Source organism: Paenibacillus sp. MBLB1832 (assembly GCF_032271945.1).
GTDB lineage: Bacteria > Bacillota > Bacilli > Paenibacillales > NBRC-103111 > Paenibacillus_E > Paenibacillus_E roseopurpureus.
Map to the genome: position 1 here is coordinate 4,077,618 of NZ_CP130319.1, position 23,167 is coordinate 4,100,784.

10 protein-coding genes are annotated in these 23,167 nt (G+C 47.8%); all 10 read right to left on the reverse strand.

Features of this window, described 5'->3' with window-relative positions:
* Nucleotides 1-82: 82 nt before the first annotated feature.
* Nucleotides 83-4,789: a CBM96 family carbohydrate-binding protein gene (locus MJB10_RS18200; protein ID WP_314796968.1), complete on the reverse strand. Its 4,707-nt coding sequence runs from the start codon at nt 4,787-4,789 to the stop codon at nt 83-85.
* A gap of 205 nt (nt 4,790-4,994) precedes the next feature.
* Entirely contained in the window at nt 4,995-7,247 is a 2,253-nt protein-coding gene (locus tag MJB10_RS18205; protein WP_314796970.1) for a helix-turn-helix domain-containing protein, read from the reverse strand.
* Nucleotides 7,248-7,346: 99 nt separating this feature from the next.
* Nucleotides 7,347-9,647, reverse strand: a complete 2,301-nt coding sequence (locus tag MJB10_RS18210; RefSeq protein ID WP_314796972.1) for a glycoside hydrolase family 95 protein — start codon at nt 9,645-9,647, stop codon at nt 7,347-7,349.
* A gap of 54 nt (nt 9,648-9,701) precedes the next feature.
* A complete protein-coding gene (locus MJB10_RS18215) occupies nt 9,702-11,363 on the reverse strand; it encodes a type 2 periplasmic-binding domain-containing protein (protein ID WP_314796973.1) in 1,662 nt (553 codons plus the stop codon).
* 38 nt (nt 11,364-11,401) lie between these two features.
* Nucleotides 11,402-12,340: a carbohydrate ABC transporter permease gene (locus MJB10_RS18220; protein WP_314796974.1), complete on the reverse strand. Its 939-nt coding sequence runs from the start codon at nt 12,338-12,340 to the stop codon at nt 11,402-11,404.
* Nucleotides 12,341-12,350: 10 nt separating this feature from the next.
* Nucleotides 12,351-13,316 carry an ABC transporter permease gene (locus MJB10_RS18225; RefSeq protein ID WP_397386541.1) on the reverse strand — a complete coding sequence of 322 codons (966 nt, stop codon included), beginning with the start codon at nt 13,314-13,316 and terminating at the stop codon, nt 12,351-12,353.
* 340 nt (nt 13,317-13,656) lie between these two features.
* Nucleotides 13,657-15,255: a response regulator transcription factor gene (locus MJB10_RS18230; protein WP_314796976.1), complete on the reverse strand. Its 1,599-nt coding sequence runs from the start codon at nt 15,253-15,255 to the stop codon at nt 13,657-13,659.
* The gene (locus MJB10_RS18235) at nt 15,248-16,996 is read right to left on the reverse strand and encodes a sensor histidine kinase (RefSeq protein WP_314796978.1); all 1,749 of its coding nucleotides are present in this window, start codon (nt 16,994-16,996) and stop codon (nt 15,248-15,250) included. Before MJB10_RS18235 ends, MJB10_RS18230 begins: the two co-directional genes overlap by 8 nt.
* Before the next feature lie 101 nt (nt 16,997-17,097).
* Entirely contained in the window at nt 17,098-18,852 is a 1,755-nt protein-coding gene (locus MJB10_RS18240; RefSeq protein ID WP_314796980.1) for an S-layer homology domain-containing protein, read from the reverse strand.
* Nucleotides 18,853-18,909: 57 nt separating this feature from the next.
* The gene (locus tag MJB10_RS18245; protein WP_314796982.1) at nt 18,910-23,130 is read right to left on the reverse strand and encodes a cellulase family glycosylhydrolase; all 4,221 of its coding nucleotides are present in this window, start codon (nt 23,128-23,130) and stop codon (nt 18,910-18,912) included.
* Nucleotides 23,131-23,167: the final 37 nt, after the last annotated feature.

Consider the following 23,167-nt stretch of genomic DNA (forward strand, 5'->3'; position numbering starts at 1 on the left):
ATTTCTCTCCCTCGTAGAAGCGTGCCAATTACACAAATGGCAGACAAAAGTTACCTTGAACTTTTGTCTGCCTTTTCCTATATTATCTAGTGATCACCAATACAGGCCTGAATCCTAAGGTGGTGTTCTCCTTCATGCCATAAGAGGTATTGCCGCTGCCTCCCTGATCGACCGGCGAGTAGACGCGCAGCGAAATTCTGTGGTCCGTCGGATTGGCCATCGCGGCTATCACCTGTGAGGTCACATCGATGGGCAGTGGTTGATAGACAGAAGGCGATGTCCATGTCGCAATCGTGCCAAGTGACCCTATAGGTTGATTGCTCCAGGTAATCGCAGACGTCCCCGTTTCTGTCCAATTGTTATCGACCAGATCGACGGTATTCTTCAGATTCGGGCTAGCTACCGTCGTCGGCGTCAAGATGACCGTTGCCTTGGATATAGGTCCCGTGATGGACGACGTATCGAATTGGATGTACGTCTTCCGATTGAACCCTGTACCCGAATTCTTCACATCCCCAGTAGCCGAGGTGCCGTAAGAGGTCGTGGAATACGAACCATCGCGCACGAAGGAGTCAGCAGTCGATGTCAGCGACGTCGTCTGCGGCGAGAGCGAAAGCGTCAGTACCGGTGCGTTGGCGAGCGTATTCTCCTTCGTTCCGTAGGCGATGTAAGAGGAGTCCGTATTCGGATTGTAGATGTTCAGTGACAGCTTCTTGTCGCCAGCCAGCGCTGTCGTTACAGCAGTCGTAGCATCAAACGTTATCGGAGTGCCCACGACCGGTCCCGTCCAAGAGGCAATCGTCGTCGATCGAGCAGGCTTCGTGCTCCAGGTGACGGTAGATTCGCTCCAGCTATTATCCACCAGCGCTGCCGTCTGCTGGGCGCTGCTAGCATTATTCGCCGTCAGCGGCATGAGCTGAACCTGAGCGCTCGTGATCGATGAGGTGACCGCGGATAGATCGAATCGAACCAGACTTTCCCGACTCGTCGTGCCTGTCTGAACATACATTTTCGATTCGCTGCCACGTAGGGTGGCGTCGTTGTTAGTAACATAGGCATCTGCATCGGCATACACCTTCATGAACGGACTGTTCGTTAGCGGCGCAGCGAACTCCTTGGAATATAAGCCGGTGCCGCTCGTGTTGTAAGCCGCCACGATGAAGTAGAAAGGTGCGCCATTCATCGGAATCGAGAAGCTGGTAGCCGTACCGAGATCCTTCAGATGATAATATTTACCGCTATTATTCCCGTACTTGATGCTGTAGCCCGTCGCTCCTGTCACCGGCTTCCACCTTAGCGTGGCGGTGTTATTCGCTACTGTGAGGCTTGACACGAAAGGCACATCAATGATAGTGGCCGGAGTTACCGACTGCACAGCTGTAATTGAGCTCTCCCCCGAATCGTTAACAGCGGAGGCGGCCACATAATACGTCGTGCCATTGACAAGACCCACGATCGTGCAAGATGGATTCAGGGTTGCATTGGTGCATGACGTGTACCGATTGCCTGGGCTCTGCAGATTCGTGGGCGATGTGCTGTAATAGTAGTTATATTTTTTGGCATACGGAACATTCTTGATATTCAACGTGACCTGTTTATCGCTTGCCACAGTAGAGACGATGACAGGCGTCGATGGAGCTGACAACGGCTGTGCCAGGGCTTGCCCCGATGGATTGCTCTCCCCGTTGCTATTGGTGGCGGTAACGGCCATGTAATAGATGGTTCCATTGGTCAGACCACTAAGCGTATAACTAGTCGTATTTCCCGCTGCTACTGGACTTCCGTAGCTGCCGCTGCTCGTTCCAATGTAGACATTGTATCCCGTTGCGCCGTCCACCGGCTTCCAGTTGAGCGTGATCTGTCCGCTGCTCGTGCTTTTGGCACTAGTAACAATCGGGGTGCCTGGACTCTTGATTCCCACCGCGTACAGATAGCTCCCGACCCGGGTAAACGATACCGCGGCTCCATTAAGCTTCACACTCGTGACGGAAGTCGGCGCGTAGATCTTAATTGCCGTAGTCGTGCTGGCGTCCGGTTGCAGAGAAGCTCCGCTGACTTCCAGTGTCGTACCGTTCCACTCGACTCCGATCTCCGGCACTACGGCAGACGAGAGGAAGACATCCGACGAGCTCCTCTTCAAGCTGCTGCCGCCAACCATAAGCGCCTTCGTTAGCGATCCGCTCGACGAAAATTCGGTATAGGCAGCCTTGCCATTGAACGTATAATTGTTGGGAGAGCCATACGTCCGGGTTGCCGTAGGCGTCGCTTCATGTGAGAGGTAGTACATGCCAGTACTGCCATCCGGAAGATCGATCTGGGCGGCGGTTGCCGTTGCAGCGCTAACGCCGGTCGATTTGCGTGTCACCGTTACATCCTTGCTTAGCGTTGCTGTCGAGGCTGTCGGATAGAGCACCGTATCGAAGACGGCATCGCCGGATACGGCATTCTGCTTGTAGGAACCATATACAGCCACTGAAACGACGCCTTGTCGTTGCGAATAGTACCCATTCTCAAGCGTCGCACTCGACAGAGAGGAGCCGTCGACCGGAACAATCTCGATATCCCCATTACCGGAATTTGTCTTAATCCGCTTCGTTGTCGCATCGATCGACGGGCTGGCATCCGGGCGCATATGCCACGTCTGATTGTAGCTATGCGTTCCGCTGGTCGGCTGCAGTAGGTCAGAGACGATCCAGAAGCCATCGCGGATGAACAGAACATCTCGGGTATGCGGAACGGAAGCATATCCGGTCGACGTTCCTTCGACAAAGTCAAAGCTTCCATTGGTCGCCCATCGGTTCACATCGCCATGTGAAGTAAGCCCTACCCCTGTGCTATCCACGGTCTGTGAGGTATTATCCACCTTGATCGTATTTCTCGATTCGGTATCGAGCCGCAGCCAATTGGAGACGGCATCATTGTTGTAGCTGTAGCGACCCATGTTGGCAATGAGCGGCTGCCCATATGCATATGCGGTTACGGAGAGCAGGTCGGGATTCCCGTGATTGCCTTCCTTCGCCGTGAAGCTCATGAACGAATCCGATGCCGTCCATCCGGTGCGCATGAAGGCCTGCTTGCTGCCGGCATCAAGGACGGAGGTATAGGCAGTCGACTGATAGTTGGTCAAGTCGGAGTTGCCGTATAAGGTACCCACTTTTTGTACGAGACTGGTTCGATCCGCCCGATCTCCATCCCCTGACTGGATGTCCGTATGATCGGGATAGCTGGAATCCATCACATACTTAGCCAACTGTTGGATAAACGTATCCAGTTTCCCCGACAAGCTGACCGAATTGATCTGGGCCATACTCTTAATGTCCAGGAAGGTGCTGAGCTCTCCGGCGGTATAGAAGGTGGAGTTCTCGGTGTACGTGCCGTCGGACAGAGTCAAGGTTTGCACCTGACTCTCCAGTCTGGTCTTCGCTGCCGTCGTCCAGTCGGTAGAAGCGGCAAATTCCGGAAAGTAGACGCCGAGATTGAACAGTGCCTGGGATTCGAAGGTGCCCCAGTTATTGTCGGCCCTGTAATTGGCATCCGTATAGAAATTGGTTCCGGATTTCCAAAGAGACTTCAGCATCGACGTGTTAGCCCCAGCATCGATGGAACTGCTCTTGCGAATGATTTCGTAGGCTTGCATCCATTTATTTACCCTGGACGAATCATCCAGATTAACGGGATTGTATGGCGCCTGAATGGTCGGATCATTGCCATAGGTCTGAATAAACCCGGTAATCTGACGAAGCAGGTTGCTCGCGTATTTCTCGTCATTCGTCGCTTGATAGGCGACTGCCACGATCGGTGCGTGGTAGAAACGACTCATGATGGACGTATTGATCCCACCAGGCGTATCCCAATTGAAGCCGCCAGGAGCCCCTTGCCATGACACGGTGTTGAGCAGCGTGTTGTTCCAGGTAGCGCTCGATTCCGTGACCGGACTTGCATTGTAGACGGCAACGGTCATCTGCGTACTCGACGAACCCGTGCCACGTACAAAATTACCGTTCACCACCAGCGATGCCGTCTGAATCGTCCCGGTTATTGTAGAAGCGGGAAAGACGATATACGCGCGCTGCTCGTTCTCATCGAAGGGAAGCCCCGAGCCTCGAACATTCAGCAGCTGGGCACTGCCATAGTTCTGATCGGCATTCGACGCTCCTGCACGAATATACGTATCCGCAGTCGCAGCGAGCGTGTACGTGTTCGGATCTCCGACCAAGGTGTATTGTAGATAGGGGCGAACCCCTGAATTAGAGGCTTCCTTGCTGTTAATCATAGCGGTATCGATGCCCTTATAGCGACCCATCAGCATGAAGGAAATGGAACTGGAGGCGCTCTGTAGCGCCGTCGTCACATCAATGGAGGCAGAGCCGGCGGTTTGAGTGAGGTTAATGGTGCCGATTGGATATTCGGCAGTCACTCCAGAGATGATATCGTCGATTGCAAAATCGGCTGCCGTGGTATTACTAAAGCTCGAAGTGATTGGGAGCGGTTGCCGATTCGTCCGACCTTTGAAGTACGTCAGTAGATCCTGCTGCGCCTGCGGGTAATTGCCCGCCTTCACGTCATTCTGCACGGTTGCCAGCACTTGCACACCACTAGAGGTATAGCCGTAATCTAGCCCCGGAGGCACATCCCAAGACGTACCATTCCAATGGCCAAACAACTGTTGGTCGCTGACTGTACTGACGTCACTGTAAGCGTTAGTAACTTGCGGCAGCAAAGAGGGGGTCAATAACAACACAGCCGCGGTAACGAGGAGTCTGCTTTTCCATCTGTTACGCTTTAACATCAATCTCACTCACTTTCCTTCAAGAAATTCCGTTCTGCATAGGTCTTCCGCATCCCGGTACTGAAATAATAGTAGCGAATAGGTTCCATGCATAGATCTCATTTTTTTAGCTTATTATCAAAATTACAGATTGGATCAAACTGGTGATCAACCTAAACAAAAAAAGAGTCAAACCTGAGCATGATGAGGTTTGACTCTTTGCAAATTATGTTCTATTGAACTGCCTATACTCTCCTGGTGTCGTATATTCGATTTTTTTGAAATTACGACTTAACACAACGCTATTGGAATATCCGACTTTTTGTGCGATTTCTTGCAAGGTCATATCTCCATTAATTAACAGTCTTTTTACTTCATCCACTCGAAACTCATTGACCAATTCGATGAAATTCCTGCCGACTTGCTCCTTGATCAGGTTAGATAAGTAGGTCGGATTCATATTCATATAACTGGCCATGGTGGCAAGACTCATATTAGGATCATGGTAGTTTTGTTTCAAATAATGGAGCATTCTATCCTTCAGACTGTCGCTTCGACTTGTTCGTTTTTCATTCATATGCAAACTGAGTTTTTGGAAAATGTTCCTTACCGTTTCCTGCATCGCTCGAATGGTTTGACAAGCCAATAAGTCATCATAAGGATTACGATCCGATTCGAACACTTCTTGATACGATGCAACAGTTTCATTAAGCACTTTAATAGCTGTACACATCAGATCGAAGAACAAACAACGCGCAAGGTCAAGCGGCATCTTGTCCTGAGCCAAATTCAATTCAAACACCGTGTCCAGAAGACGTTCGGTGCGCTTGATATCCCCATGCTGAATTGCACTGACTAGTGACATCTCAATCTCTAGAGGATACATATACTTCGATGGATTGAATTCTACAAGAGTATCTTGGTAACTAATAACAGTATTGCTTCCCTTAATTAACCGATATTCCATCGCCTTCAGTGCTTCATTATAAGAAAATACAGCTCCATCCGTACCCTCATGAATGCTGCCCAGAGCAATGCTAACGTCATTATTAAATTTATTTTTAATGAATGTGATTCCTTCCTGGATGGAGGAATGTAAGGATCGAATATCAAGTTGATCACTCTTGATGTTATAAATGACACCTATTTTTTCCAAATCAAGGTCAATGACATAGGCGGTATCTCCATACTGTCCCAAGTGCTCTAGAATGTTGCCAATGACAAACTTAGAAAACGTTTTCTCCGCGAGTGAATCTTTATGAAACTGATCGATGTGCACAAGAATGAACAGAAAGTAAGGATGTGGAAATTTCACATCAACGGTTTCCAACGTTTGGGGAGACAGATCTTCCCATGCTACGTTTCCTTTTAGAAACTGAATGAGGAGCTGATTCCTAATATTAGGGGCTTGGCTCTTCAATATTGTGCTCATTTTATCTTTCTCAGCCCAAGCCGATTCAGCGGCGAATGCAATCATATCAAATTCATTCTTCGTTGCATACAAATCAGGTTGTCCAGTCATTCTCTTCTGCAGTTTCCCCATAAGCCGTTTGACAGGCAGGTAGCTAATGTATGCTAACAAATAAGCGATTAACATACTTAAAGTGATCATACCAAGCGATAACCATATAAAGGTATTTCTCGTGCCTCTTAAATCACGTTCAATAAATTCAGTTGGAACGACAGAAACAATACTTCGTTTTTTTAATTCGTCGGAAACACGGGACACTATAAATTCTTTCCCTGCTCCAGTCAGCCTTATGCGATCGGTCCTCAATGGAAGCACATTCTCCAAGGGTAAAGCAGATCTTATCTTCTCATCTCCATAATAAAGGAGTATTTGATTCTGATTATCAAATAAATAAACCGCCGCCTGATTTCTCTTGAAAGCCGTATCCAACAATTTATCGACGTCTGAGGCGCCTATCCAAATGACAATCGTTGCAAAGGCATCCTGCGAATTTTTGGAACTCACGGATTGTAGTAACCCGATGACCTTCTCATTTGCCGATACACTGCTGGATATTTGTTGCTCATGGATATAGTCTAGTTTATGATGCTCGCCCATCATCGTTTTCCACTGTTGATAATCCCCTCCCGATTGTAGCTTTGCAGTCTCGAAGAAATCGGGAGGGTTAAATTTGGAGCTGTCTGTCACAACCATATCAGATCGGTTGAAATAAATATAAATTCCCTTGACGTAGATATCCTTTGCCTTAACTCTATTTAATAATGCAATTAATTGAGATAGATTGTACTTGTCCTGGTTATCCATTTCCGTTGGAGTGTTTAATAGTCTCTGCACTAGCGGTTCCTGTGTTAAACCGAGGACCTGCTGTTCTACATTGCCAAAATGTTCGTCCATGACCTTCTCCGTTTGTTGAAGCATAGACAAGTTATAATCACTAATCTGCGTCTCCAGAACGCCAGAATATTGCTTATAGCTCAGAAAGGCTAATAGGAGTGGTACTAATATCATGATCAGATAGGAGAGAAATACAATCAAAAATATACTTCTTCCTCGTAAAAGGCTATACATTTTCAGCCCCCTCCCTTCTGCTATTATACTTTAAAGGCGCTAATCATTCATTATTTGATAAGTTTGACCCGCTGTCACATCAAATTGTAACAATCCATCCCTGTAGTTCGTTATTACGGATTCATGACCATCATGTACGGATAAGGAATCAGTCGTTCTGATGAAGCAAGTTCTGTTGTGGCTGGCCTTAATCCAAGCGGCAGTCAACTGTCCATTCCTCCATTCTATGGTGATCTCCATGCCTCCCCTTGCTCGAAGGCCTCTCACTCTTCCATTGGACCAGGCTCTAGGGAGCGCTGGAAGGAAACAAATCTCACCTCCATGAGATTGCAGCAACATTTCAGCTACACCAGCTGTGCCGCCGAAATTACCGTCAATCTGAAAAGGAGGATGCCGATCAAAGAGATTATTATAGGTAGAATCCGTCAATAAATGACGGAATTGATCGTAGGCTTGCTCACCATCTCGCAATCGTGCCCAGAAATGAATCAGCCATGCCCTGCTCCATCCCGTATGGCCTCCGCCATTCGCGAGCCGTCGCTCCAATGTGACCCTTGCCCCCTCGGCTAGTTCAGGTGTGTGATTGACATGGATTTGTTCACCTGGGCTGAGTGCGAACAAATGGGAAATATGACGATGCCCTGGCTCCACTTCCTCATAGTCCTCCAGCCACTCCATGATCTGTCCATGCTTGCCAATAGACGGTCTAGGCAGCTTTAGGATTGCAGCTCGCAGCGTCATTTCAAACTCTTCGTCTCGTTCTAATATACGTGCGGCTGTCATGCAGGCATTCCATAACGCATACGTAATCTGACTATCCATCGAAGGTCCCATGCAGAGGGATGCCTTGGTTCCATCTGGTAAAAGATATGAATTTTCAGGAGATACGGAGGGGCCGGTCACTAATCGGCCTTGCTCGTCCTCCTGCATATAAGCTAACAGAAATACCGCAGCTTCTTTCATGATGGGATAGGCTCTCTCTGAAAGAAACGTTCTATCCATTCCAAATTGATAATGTTCCCATAGATGAAACGACAGCCACGCCGCCCCCATAGGCCACACAGAACACGTTACGAGGATGCCCTCAACATGCGTGTCCCCCCACAGATTGGTATTGTGATGGGCGACGAAGCCTTCGCAGCCATATACCTGCTTCGCGGTCCGCCTTCCATTCGGCAGCATGCGTTCAATGAGATCGAACAAGGGCTCATGACACTCCGCCAGATTACAAATTTCTGCAGGCCAGTAGTTCATTTGCGTATTAATATTAATCGTATATTTGGATTCCCAAGGCGGCGTAAAGCTATTGTTCCATAGGCCTTGCAAATTGGCCGCAAGCGTACCCGGACGAGAACAAGAAAGCAATAAATATCGACCGAATTGGAAAAAAAGTGTATCCAGTACAAGATCCGTTCTTCCTTCTCTAACTCGCTGCAACCTTACGTCGGTCGGCAGATCTTCCCTTTCATCTTCAGATTGATATGGAAACAATTCTAGCGAAACTCTTCGATACAAGCTTCTATAATCACGAATATGATCGTTCAGAATCGAAGAATAGGACCGCTGAGTTGCTCGATCCAGCTGTTCCAAACAAACCATCAATGGATCTATGCAGCGAAACGTTGAATTCGCCGACACATACAGAGTAACGGTATCCGCCTTCTCAACGGAGAGAAAATCCCCGATAATCTGAACGGTCCCTCCTTCGGCAACCGCTCTAACTCCGACATGGAATCGGACTCCTCCCGTCCCGCACTCACCGTTCATTACAATTGTATCTGTTCCGTGAGTAAATGTCCCTAGGTCAAATGGACGACGCATTAAGTTGACACTACACGTTAAGCTTCCTGGCAGGCTTGCCTTCAAGCGAATAACGAGGACTTGATCGACTGCACTACTGAAGGCTTCGCGCTCGTATTGAATCCCATTTAACTTATACTCGGTGCGGACAACGGCTTGATCAAGATCTAATTCTCGACGATAGGCTTCCACGGGCCCTTCATGGTCCAGCATCCATAGGTTCAAATCACCCAGCGGTTGATAAGGATACATATATTTAGGCGATGACATGAAGGACATTCGGGTTACATGCTCGGCTTCTCCCAGCTTTTGATCATGCAATAATTGTCGAATGTGTTCGACGTGGGTAGAAACATCCTTTTGATTGGTTCTAATGGGACCCCCATACCAGATAGAATCTTCATTTAATTGAATTTTTTCCTGAGCTACTTTGCCGAATATCATGCCGCCAAGTCTACCATTACCGATGGGGAGCGCTTCTTCCCATTGCTCGGCCTGATCTTGATACCAGAGTACCTGATTGGATCGATTTCCATTCATCATTTTTTCTCCTTACATAGAGGAAGAGGGTCTCTAAGAGAGACCCTAGTCCGATTATTTTCTCGCATTAAATCGATCATAGGCAGCTTGGTACATCTTGGTCGCATCGTCAATGCCCATGATTTTCAGCTTCTTGACGAATGCATCATAATTGCTAAGCGGCTCCACACCCATAATGAATTTCAAGATCATTTCCGTCTTGTACGTATTAATATCTGCCATCATCGCAGTAAGCTTAGACAATTCGCTCGTTGAGAAACCGAGACCTAATGGCGTATTCAAAGACGTATCTCCCTTGCCCCAATTAGTGGCCGCTTCTTGCTGTTCCGGTAATACGAGGTTGATTTGACTATAAGCATCAAAATCCATCACCTTCGTAAAGCCGTTAATCGGGAATGCGTAATGGCTAATTGCCTGGTTCGGCGATTTCCCTGCGGTGTTCTTCAGAATCTCATCCGTGAATTGCTTCTTCCCATCTTTCACTGTGTAGCTCTTACCTTCAATTCCCCAATTAAGAAGCGTCTGCCCTTCTTCTGAATACAAGTAGTCCAGTAATTTTGCAGTCTCGACTGGATATTTATTGCTCTTGGTGATCACGCCTTGCCAGCCAACTTTTTGAATTAAATCCGCTGTATAATTATAAGGCTTGCCTGCAGGACCTACCGGCGGGGTGAGTCCAATGAATTTGAAATTAGAATTCTTTGCTCTTGCTGCTTTTGTATTGTTGCCAAGTCCTCCTCCAACCGTGGAGTAAGTTGCACCAGCCAGGTCACCCTGCAGCTTGGTATCGCGACTCTTCGCATCCGTAGAAGCATACTCCGAATCAATAAGTCCTTCTTTATACCAGCTGTTCATCGTCGTTAAGAAATCTTTAAATGGTGGTTGAATAGGTCCATATTGCAATTTGCCGCTGGATGGGTCACGATAAAATCCATCTAATACTCCCCATGCCGTTGCAAACTCCGTTATACCGGACAGCCCTCCCCCTAAAACTCCGTTGTTTGTCTTCGCAATGGTATAAGGAATTTCATCCGCTTTTCCGTTTCCATTCGGATCCTTTTCTTTAAATGCCTTAAGAACGGTATGCCATTCGTCAATGGTCGTTGGCGGTTGCAAGCCAAGCTTATCCAGCCAATCCTTTCGCATGAAAAACCCCGTATATGCTAACCGCCTAGGGTCAGGATCTAATTGATAAAACGCAGGCATCGTGCCATCGTCCATCGTAGCAAATTTTTTAATATCCGGATACTTTGCTAGAATACTCTTGTAATTAGGCGCATATTTATCAACAAGATCATTGAGCTTGACTGCGGTACCGTCGTCGATCAACCCCTTCAGTCCGCCTGGAATATTATTGATATCCCAGAAAATCACATCCGGATAGTCTCCTGAAGCCAGCATGACGTTAATTTGATCAGGAGTTGCGGGATGCTGCCATTCAATATGAATGCCTGTCCTTTTTTCAATTTCTTGAAATCCCTCTGCCATACCCATATTCCCCAGTTCAGTGCCAGCAAAGTTTAACTGATACCACTTCAACGTAATCGGCTTATCGGTAATTTTCTTGCTTCCCGACGGTGCCGCTGTAGTAGCGGAAGTGGGCGATGATGCGCCAGGCTCCTTGCTGCCATTCGAATTGTTGCTGCAAGCTGCAAGTAATGAAAGGGCAATAGCCCCCGTAAGAAGCAACCTCATGTTTTTCTTTTTTCTGTTCATCCTTCGACCTCCTCGAATATGTGCATTGCAATGTATGATTAACCAGAACAGTGAAGGTTAAAGAAACTGTCCTGAGCGAATCCGTTTGGGATCCTTATCCTTTTATTGCGCCTATCATGACACCCTTGACGAAAAACTTCTGTTAAGAAGGGATATAACACAAGGATAGGCACGGTTGCTATCACAATAGCAGCAGACTTCACGATTTCCGACATATCTCGCCCCTTTATAGTGCCAAGGCTTGTAAGAAGATCATCCGTGTTACCCGTTACTAATATATTTCGTAATACAAGCTGAAGCGGATATAAGCTCGACTTTGTCAAATAGATGGACGCGTTAAACCATGAGTTCCAATGCCCCACACCATAATACAAAATCATAACGGCAATGATGGGCATGGATAGGGGGATCATAATCCGCACCATAATCTTCATCTCGCTTGCACCGTCAATTCTGGCTGACTCCTCAAGTGCTTCCGGTATCGATTGAAAGTACGTTCGCATGATGATCAAATTATAGGTTCCAATCAGCCCTGGAAAGACCATGGAAATCCACGTATTCACGATCCCAAGTTGTTTCATGACCAAGTACGTGGGTATTAACCCTCCGCTGAAAAACATCGTAATCACGATCATGATCATCAAGCTATTCCTCAGCATCAGCCCTCTTCTCGACAATGCATACGCTAACGTCGTAGTAAAAATAAGATTGAGAGACGTTCCCACAATCGTGTAAACAATGGTGTTCCGATAGCCTATGAGAATAGGCTTGTTATGCAGCACGGCATAGTATGCATCGAATTGCAAGCCTAACGGACGATAAAGAATGTTGTTGTAACCAGCTAACTGTGATGGAACGCTAAGCGATGAAAAAATGATGTATAATAGCGGATAGCTCGCTGCAATCATGATGACAATTAGAATGCAGATGTTGACTATGTCGAACACTTTCTCAGCGACACTGCGATGGGTCTTCATACTATCACTCCTAGAACAAACTAGATTCTGAATATTTTTTGCTAAGCTTGTTGGCGCTTAAGAGGAAGATAAAATTCACTGCGGAGTTAAAAAATCCGACTGCTGTTGCATAGCTGTAATTGGCTTCAATAATTCCTTTTCGATACACAAAGGAAGAAATGACATCGGCTTTTTCATAAGTGGACGGCGAATAGAGCAAAATAACTTTCTCGAATCCCACATTCATCACAAACCCCATCCGTAAAATGAGCAAGATGATAATGGTCGGAAGCAATCCTGGTAGTGTGATGTGAATTAGCTGCTTCCACCGGCCTGCGCCATCTATTTTGGCTGCTTCATATAGGCTGGAATCAATACCGGTTAGCGCTGCAAGATAGATGATCGAGCCCCACCCGATTTCCTGCCAAATATCAGAGCCTACAAATATCGCGCGGAACCAATCGGCGTTCAGAAGCCAATTCTCACGAGGAACTCCCAGCACAGACAACACATCATTGAACAATCCTTGCTTTTGTGTAAAAGCAATAATCATTCCAGAAACGACAACTACGGAAATAAAATGCGGCATGTAAGTGACTGTCTGCACAACCCGCTTAAAAACTTGATTTCTGACTTCATTAAGTAAGAGGGCTAGAATAATGGGGGCAGGAAAGCCAATAACAATGGAATAGAAGCTGATCACCAGTGTATTACGTAATATCCTTGTAAAATAATAGCTCTTGAAAAAGTTTACAAAATGCTCAAGTCCAATCCACGGACTTCCAAATACACCTTTGGAGGCAACAAACGATTTAAAAGCGATCGTAACTCCGAGCATCGGCCAATAATAGTAAATGATATAATACATAATTCCAGGCAGCGCGATAAGATATATCGCTTTATTCTTAATAATATCTCTGGTTAAACGTTTCAGTACGTTTACTTTGTTCCTGGGAAGAATGCTGCTCCCCATTTTTGACATTATGCTCTCATTCATATTTTCAAATCCTTTTCTCATGTATTTGTCCTGTGCTTTGCTCTCACTATAGCAAAGCACTCGTTAATCTAATAGATACCGATTCTTTGGATTGCTTATCAATCCTACAGAATCTACCTAACCACCAAGAAAATAAAAATTCAACAGACAATTGTTTCTGTTAGATTTGCCCCCTTTGTTAGTTAGGTTATCTAAATTTGTAAGAAATTTTCAAAATTTCTCGATAGACCTAAACAAAAAAACGCATCAAAATCCCTATATAAGGAATAGATGCGTACTTCGTATTTTAGAGTATTCGATTGCGACGAATAGTTGGTAGAGAAGCTGCCACTATAGAATTTTATTCACCCATAAATTGACTTGGGCTCATACCATAGTGCTCCCTGAACACCTTCACAAAGTAGCTTCTATTTTCGTACCCAAGCATTACTGAGACGCTTTCGACCGTTTGGTCTGGTCTTGAGAGGAGCTCTTTGGCCTTTTCCATTTTCATTCTTTTCACATATTCAATGAAGTTTTCCCCTGTTTCCTTTTTGAACAAGCGGCTAAAATAGCTGGCGTTCAGATGCAGGTGCTCAGCTACCTCTTCCAAGCTCAGCTTCTGTTCAACCCGAAGCTGGACGTACTTCTGCGCCTTGACAATTTCCGTCTTTTTGCTCGTTTTTGAAATCCGGTCCATGATGTCGACAGCCTGTTGAAAGTAAAAACAGAGCCATTCCCTAAGCTCCTCCACGTCCCCGATATACCCAAGCTCATGCTGAACTCTCTCCATCGTATATTGGGGATTAAACTTTACTCTCATCATTAAATCCAGAATTAATTTATTCAAAAATTGCTTGACGAATTTGGGATGATACCGCTTCCGCGTTACCATCTCAATAAACGAGTCAACTAGCGTTGACACAGGCTCCGTAGAGGAAAGGAGAAGCCTATTGAGCTTTTCAGCATAATCAAAATACACTGCAAATAATTCTTCTCCATCCTTTAGTGTCGGGAAAGGACTGTGAAGCCTTATGTAGGGTGCGCCCTGATCATAAAAGCATTGCTCTGCGTCAGACTGCAACCGCAATAACTGGTGACGAAGACCCTCTCGCGTACCCGTCACATCACCAACCAATGTAGATAACTTTAGCTTCAAAAACTGGGAAAGCTTCCGCTGAATCTGGGCAGTGATCTCCTCGATTCTGACCTCACATTCCTGCCGATGCTCCACATTGCAGGAGAATACCATATATACATAAGGCGAGAAACAGCCAAGAAACAATGCTTCCTCATTGGCATGCACAATCTCCTCAATAGCATTGCTAATGGCAAAGGAGAGCGTATTTTCATGCTTGTACCGCGATATGGCACCGACCATTTGGTTGAGACGCAAAACTACAGGTGTTACTGTGCCCTGACCCTTTACAAGTCCAAAAGACTCCAGCTCATTATGCCACAACGAATCTTCAATGCTCGAACCGGTGAGCAAATCACGCAGCCACTTCTCCTTCATAGGGAATTTGGCCTTATGTGCTTCATGGTGCAAGCGCTCTACTTCCTTTTGCAAATTTCGCTCTTGATCGAGCTGCTGCTTCACCTTGGCAAGAAGCTCGGCCATCTCATCGTCAACTTCCAAAGATTCCTTCAGCACATAATCCTGCACGCCGAGCTGTAAGGCTTGCTGCGCGAAACGAAAGTCATCATGACACGATAAAATTAAAAATTTCGTAAGGTGACCCTGTTCCTGTATGGTCTTAATTAGCTCTAGCCCATTCATCCCCGGCATGCCGATATCGGTAATGACCAGTTCAGGAGTAAGCAGCTCGTATTGCTGCAGTGCCGATACGGGGGAATGAAAGGCCCCAGCAAGTACGAAACCATGATCCGCCCAGGGGAGACATTCCCTTAGGTAATCCAACACCGCCACATCATCATCCACGATAAAGACGTTATACATCGTCCCCCTCCTCCTTTCTTCCTTCGTGATAGGGAAGCGTAATGGTCCATTTTAGTCCTTGCCCCGGAGCGCTTAGAACTGTCATTGAGCACATATCCCCGTATATGATGCGGAGACGCTCGAACACATTTTTCAATCCGATCCCATTCAACCCCGTCTTCTCATTGGTAAGCCTGGACTCATTCAATGAATCCGTGAGCATATCCTGCAGCTTCTCAAGCTTATCTGCATCCATCCCTATGCCATCATCTTCCACCTGGAGATACAGCATCTCTCCCTGCTTCCAAGAATGAATCGCAATTACGCCCGAACGCTGCTGCAATCCGTGTATATATGCATTCTCGATTAATGGCTGAAGCGTTAATCTTGGGATGCTGCAAAGCAATGTATCAGATGCCAAATCGCTAGTGAAGGTAACGTGTTCATGATGACGGAAATTCATGAGTTTGATATATTGGCTCACAATCTTAACTTCCTCGTGTAGGGGCAGAAACTCATTACTACGATTAATCGTCATTCGGAGCAAGGTGGACAGGGAGCCGATAATCATCCCGATCTCCCGCTCCCCCTTCATCATTACACGCAATCGGATGGAATTAAGCGTATTGAAGAGAAAGTGAGGATGAATTTGCGCTTGAAGCAGCTCCAGCTCAGCCATTCTTTTGCGTGTCTGCTCTTGCTTGACCTGCTCAAGCATCTGCTTTATTCGATCTAGCATGGCATTAAGTGCGCTGCTAAGCTTAGCGATTTCATCCTTTTGCTTCAATTGCAAGCGTACGTCCAAATTCCCCGCCTCCACCTGCATGGCCATTCGAGCTAATTGGACGATGGGTTTGGTGAACTGGCGGAGGATGTAAAACAGGGCGATGGAAAATAGGATAAAGAAGATAAATTGCACGGTGAAAATCTCGCTGAGCTTGCTGCTTATTTTTCGAGTAATATCTTGTAGTGGTGTTATACTTATCATTCGCCAGTTCCCGTAGGACAAGGAATGGTTGACATAGATATAGTCCTGTCCCTTCCAGCTGGTTCTTCCGCGGGGCAAGCTCAAATCGAAGGAATCGGAAAGTGTAGTGCCCACCTGCTGTGTGTCCAGACCGGAAATGACTTGCCCCTTGGCATCCAATAGGATCAGCGTTTGGTCCTCCTGGTATTTACTAAAGATTTCGTGGAACTGCTTCTCCGACTTGCTCAACATAATATAAGCATTCGGTGTATTCGCATAGAGCTGAAAGCTTCGGATGATGGTTATGATATGCGGATCCTGCTTGCGCTCGGAAGGAACATAATTGGGCTGTCCACCGAAGAAGAACGTATGGTTTACCGGCAGCTTATGAAGGTCCTGAAACCAGGCTTCCTTGTAAATGAAAGACAAGTCGCTGGGGTACGTAGAGAAGTTGGTTAAATGGTCGCCTGTCGGCAGCAAAATGGTCGCATAGGTTTTGCCGCCAAACAGGGTCAGCTGGTTCAGCTTCTCCACAACAGCCTGCGAGGCGTAGAATCGTTTGGTAGGTTTGGCGCTCTCGCCAGGCTCTGCTGTGTCCCATAAGACGCGAAGATTCGCCATCGTTGTTTGATCATATTGAATTTCGTTAAGTGTTTTCACCATATCGCTCACAATGCTGCCTATGTACAGGTCAGACACCTCCATCGACTGCTCGGAGCGCGAATAGGCCTTGGCCAACAGCTCTTTATTAATATAAAAGTTTGTAAGAACAAGGATACCGATCGATGGAATCAATAAACATAGTAACGACGCTGTGATCAGCTTCTGTCTCCAGCTTAGTGTGGAAGCCCTCAATCTGGCACCCCGTTTCTCATGAAAGATGTAAGTAAAGTATATCAAGAGTGCTCATGAAATGGAATGCGGTATAGTATCACAGCAGCCTGGGCCCTCGTAGCATAGGAACCTGGCTCAAGCTTGCCGTTCTCCATCCCTTGGATGATTCCGGAAGCATGAAGACTGGTTAATGCCTTTACAGCATAGCTGCTTATATGATCTAGGTCGGTAAAAGCAGAAACGGTTCCATCTTGCTTAGAGACGATTCCCTTGCACTGCATCGCCCGATAGATGATTGCAGCCATCTCCTGCCTAGTAATGAATTCCTTCACGCCAAACCGAAGTTGGGAGTTGCCTTCCACGATGCCCAGTTCCTCGGCGCTTGCGATAGCGGGGTAGTACCATTCACCAGGAAGCACGTCCTCGAAGCGACTGATTGCTGAAGTGTCCATGAGATCGAAAGCGTCGATCACCATCTTGATAAATTGCGCCCGTGTTACATAGGACTGCGGCTGAAACTCCCGCTCCGATACCCCTTGAATGGTGCTTTGCAGAGCAAGCGCTTCGATGGCACTCCTGCCCCATTCCGCTTGGTTCAGATCGTCAAATAATGGTTTATCGTTATAGCTTACATAATATTTGCTGAAGTGCTTAAGTGTAGTTTCCATCCTGCTTGTAGCTTGGTTATATCGCGAGTTCTTAACAACCTCCAGCGTGCCATTGTCCGAGACATAATACACAACTAGCCTGTGGGGCTGCCATGCGTGCTTCCCTTGATAGGGCAGCTCCACCTTCACCTCTGCGCCGGCAAAGTCATGCAGTCGGCGGCCATCTGCAAGCAGAGTCAGATCGATCAACGCATCACCGTCCCTCATTCTCTCAGAAAAACCCAAGGGAATGTCCGATGCGGTCAGCACCTCGATACCTAGCTCCATATGGCCAGGCTGGTTTCTTTGCAGCTCCCCCCAGAGCTTAGACGGAATCGTTACCGAGGCTAAGCCCGTCTCTACTCGCAGAGAGAGCCGCCATTTGTTGTCTCCTCCTAACGAATTCAACGGCAGCTGTACCTGTATGGACCTTGTTCCCTGCGATTGCCTTACCTCGACGACTACCTCGGATTGCGCGCTTGACTCCATAGCTTGCCTAAGCTTTTCGGGGTCCACCTGAACCTTTACTCTCCCTTGGGAATCCGCTGACCCGTCCGTCACGATCCGATGGGGTGTTACGCTGTGGGAATCGATTGGCAACTCCCCTTGCGTCCCCCCGGTGCTATGGTCTTTTCCATTACCATTACCATTACCATTTTCATTCCCGTTACCTTTGTCTTCCTCAGCAGTGCCGGTTCCCACGGTGATATCCGAAACCCGGAGATCTTCTTCGCCCACAGACGTGCCATTAGCCAGCTTCACCTTAATGGACTTGGTAAGACGAACATGCGTCTGGCGCTCCTGCAGTACCTTCAGTTTCAGTCGATATAACTCGTGATCCCCGGTAAGTCCAGCCTTGGCTCCTATGAAGGTGTGTGCGAGGATAATTTCATTACCTGTGTTCTGAAACACGGGAAATCCGCCATTCAACCTCAATTCGGTCCCTACATATTGCAGCGATTCCGGTTCATATGCAATACGAACCTCATTGGCGTAAAGCCCCTGAAGTCCCTTCCCTTCGACAGTAATTGTGATTGTGTCCCCTACCCGAACGGGCTGCGTGGAATAGGACAGACTTAGGCGATCCGCATCGGACTGGGCTAAGCCCGCCGTAGGCAAGAACCAAATCCCTGCAAGAATAAGTAGTAAGGATAGATATCGTATATTCATGTAGGCCTCATCCCCCTGACAAATAGGAAGAGGAGGGGGTTCCCCCTCCATTCGTCCCTATTCATGCAATATGCTTCGTGCTATTATGCTCAAATCTACAATATTAATAATTCCATCACGATTCACATCACAAAACGCATAAGCATTCCAATCCGAATCTCTCGATGACTTGCCGTATCTTGCAGCCACCATACCCAGATCAGCGACATCGACCTTCTGGTCGCCGTTCACATCGCCCGGTATTCCAAGGTTAACCGATTCCTCGAAACTTCGCAGGGCAGCCAATAGGACCTCAGCCGCTTGATCCACTTCTGCCTGCGTAAGGCGCGCATCATTCCGTACAGCGATGGCAGCGTCGATAGCAACTTGCAATACAACCTTCGAACCAGCAGGATATGTCCCACTCGTCACTCCCTCCAATGCAGTATCATGAATTTGCTGCGCTCTCGCCACGGCAGCGCTTAACACTTCCCGATTTACGGCAATAATCTGAATGGATATCGAGTTTGATGCCGAGGTAAGTATTCTGCCAAGATCATCGGAGAGCTTGACAGCTTCTAGCCTCCACGTATCTGTCTGATTAGCCTCAGGCGACTTAGCCGTTACGTTCACGTTAAACATAGGACCGTCCGATGTAATCGCGTTGGCTCCGCCTTCACTAGCTGCGATAAGCCTGAGTGTGCCCGGAGATGTCTCTGTGGTTTCCAGCAGTCCGAAGCCCGCTCGCGCACTGGTAACCGAATCGATATGGAATAGGTCAGGATTGTACTTCAGCGTCATATCGGCGGCCAGAACCTTGCCGATCTCGCTTGTTGTCACATTCGAAATCCCGACAGTCAAACTCGCCGATTGCCATGCTTGCACCGAAGCCGGCCCATCCAGTGATACGGTTGTTTCCGGACGCTCCAAGGATGCTGCGACGAAGTCATCAATCCGCGCGGCCTGATTGGCAATACGGAATCCCGGCTTGCCCGAGAGCAGCGGCGGACCTGAGCTGTTGCCGAAGAAGTTGTTGCTGTCATTCACATCGTATACGAGCATATCATCCACGTAACCTTTAATATGTGTCCCTTGGACGACCAATCTGAGATCATACCACAGCTTCAACGAATAGGGATACGCATAAACCGGCGCTGCCAGCTCCATCGGCGCAGAACCATTGACTACTTTACTCAATCCAATCTTGGGCGCATTGCTGATTCTTAGCATGTAATAGCTTTGCCCATCGTCCGAAGCTCTGGCGATAATGCCGGGCAAGGCGTTGTTCGTTGACGAAGCGATCGGGCTTACCCGAGCTCTAACCTCATAGTCGCTCCCGGAGGAGCCTGTGACCGCTACGATGTTCCCGCTGGTGCTTGTTCTCTCCAGCACCTTCCCATTCCCATCCGCCACGATGGAGAAGTGGCTGCTCATAGGCACAGCCAAAGCTCCGGAGAACGCCTTCCACTGCGGTTGAATCACGCTATTCTCGAATTCATCTGCGAATAAGATCGCACCCATCGGCACAGCTTGCTTCGTGACAATCCGAATCGCATATTCCCTGATCGTCGTCCCGTCTTCTGCAGTGACAATCGCCTTTGCCCGTCCTTCTCCATTGACGATCGTCGCATGCTCCAGCCGTACCTTTGCTAAGGGATCTTCGGGAATGGCCTCAAGAATCGTGACCTCCTTCGTTCGAGAGGATACGGTAACCGTGTATTCGTATTTGCTTGGCTCGAGTATGACATTGGCATTCTTCATACCGATCGAACCGTTCGGTACAATAGACAGCTTGAGCGAGCTCAGGTTTGCACTGCTGCCGATCGGGCGAGCATAAATAGAATAATAGCTGGCATACCCTTCCGGGGTTTCCGCGCCAAGCACAAGTTGCTTATACGTTGAAGGATTTTCGAACACCAGCTGCGTGGAAGCCGGTGCCGCATACGCCGTCGGATACTGAGCAGGCTGATACGTTGCCGCTGTTACCGGAACGGAAGATACGGTCGTATTCACCTTCATATAATAATGGCCAACTGCTGGGTCAAATCCCGGTAATGGAGCATTATTGATTTGAACAACTCCAAGCTTGGGCGCAATAGGATATACCCTGATATTGTCATAGTTGACCTTGGCATACTGGGATCGTAGCCCATACCTGCCTGAAGTGAAGGTGCCGTTGACCGCTTCCACCACCTTGACTCCGTTCACGTATCCTGTTAATACCTTCCCAACCGCCTCGAACCGGAGTTGGTACCAGGAACCAGGGTCGATTGTGAAACTCAAATTGACTGCACTCAGATCCGTTGTTGTGCCATTGTTCCGAATACCGATGACCGCTTGGTTGGTATTGGTCGTCAGATTACGCTCCAAACGGAAGAAGTAATTGTTATTCGGATTCGAGCCTCTCAGCACGAGTCCAGGGTTATAGCGGTTGTAGGTTCCCATGCTTGCCAAATCTGCTTGGACCATGCCCTCAATACCGTAGTCGCTCGGAGTCTCCAAATTAAGAAACGCCAGCTCTACATTCGTTCCGTTCGTACGCTGGTTTTGAACGAAGGTTTCCCCGTTCTCTGTCTTCACGCTCCATTGGGAGGGGGTGTAAGCATGGCTCGTCATCTCCCAGCCATACGTCGTTTCCGTTACCGTTCCGAAAGAGTTCGAATACAAGGCGTTGGCAAAGATACGAACCCCATCTACCGACAAGGGAACTGCCGGGTTGGATGCCTCCGTCACCGTCACCTTAACGTAACGGGCTTCCGTATTGTAGGAATCCGTTCCTGCTCCTAACGGCTTGAAGCTGTATGTATTTTGGGTGACCGTTCGGTAACTGACCTTATCCATACTCGTTTCTATGATGTATTTGTAGCGGGTCTGGTTACCGTCAGACCATTGAATCGTTGAGCCTGACAAGAGAAACCGGCGTCCAAGATCAATCTCAAACGACTGAGGGTATGTATTACTCCCAGCAATCCACGGGGTCCCCGGCCCTGTATCGGTTAAGCCTGCCGTCGAAAATCCGGATGCCGTACTGCTCGTCATGGCCGCCTTGCCCGCCGATACAACCATGTCACCTGCCCTAGTGCCCTCGCCAAGAATGTCCTCCAGCAGCACATTAAATACCCTGGTCGTTCTCTTGTATACCTGCCAATTGCCGTTATCATCCCATACTGACACAGCGAAGCCTTTGCGAATCGCGTCCTCCGCTGTGACCCGGTAATATTCACGGGTAGCAGCATCCAGTGGCTGACCGCTGTTGTTTCTAGCGTTGCTCGGACCGAACTCTCCAACATAGACGGGGATGTTATATTTCCGGGAAAAATCCGTGTAGATCGCACTGCTCCACTCGATCGCACCAGCCGCATCCCCCCTGTATACATGGTAAGTGCCCATGATATACGGGTCCTGACCCAATCCATCGGGAAGATCTTGCCGATTCTTAAAGGTCTTGGGCAAATATTCGCCCGAGTTATAGTTAATGCCGCCGAAGAGGAGAATACGGTTCTTATGAACTGCGACCCCGTCAAACGTTATATTACGTATATGAGCATACAGTTGTTGATTCATCTTCACAACCGATTCAATCGCCTTCTGCTCCTTAATCACTCCCTTCGCGTAGGCATCCCGGGTCTCCGCCGTGTCGGGACAGGTGGTGGAGGATCCTGGATAACAAGCGCGGTTTTTGTCAAAATAATTTTGCGGCTCATTGATCAGCTCAAACACGAGGGTAGGGGGTGCATTCTTGAATAACTCGGCGATTCCGGACCAAATATGAGTCAGCTTGGTCATATTGGCATCAAACTTGGCGTTGCCAATGACATCCTCCTGCTCATCCCAGACCCAATCCTCATGATGCGTATTAACCACAACAATGACGGGCTGTTTTCCTTCCAGCACCCGCTGAGGATTTACCGTATACAGAATGTATTCGACAATCCGTTTGTAGGTCATTACTTCCGGATGGTTCGGATTCACAATGCCGTTCTCATCGGTACGCCCAGGGAATTTGACATGATTCGCCCAATTCATAGGAATTCTCAGGTTGGTGTACCCGGCGGCCACCATGTCATCAACTACGAGCTTGACTGATTCATAGTCATTCTTCTGCATGTCCTTCAATTCGAAGGTATTTCCAATATTGCTGCCCCGTCCCATATAACGGACCATGTCCCCAGCCGTAATATCCGATGGTGCTGCGTTTGCGGCATGGACGAACAGCATAGACACGATAGTTAATACCATGGAGACTGACAACGTGGTTGGAATGGCATTCAGCAGCTTTTTTAACAGCTGTTGATACATGTACATCTCCTCCTTACATTTGCATAGCCCCCCGGAT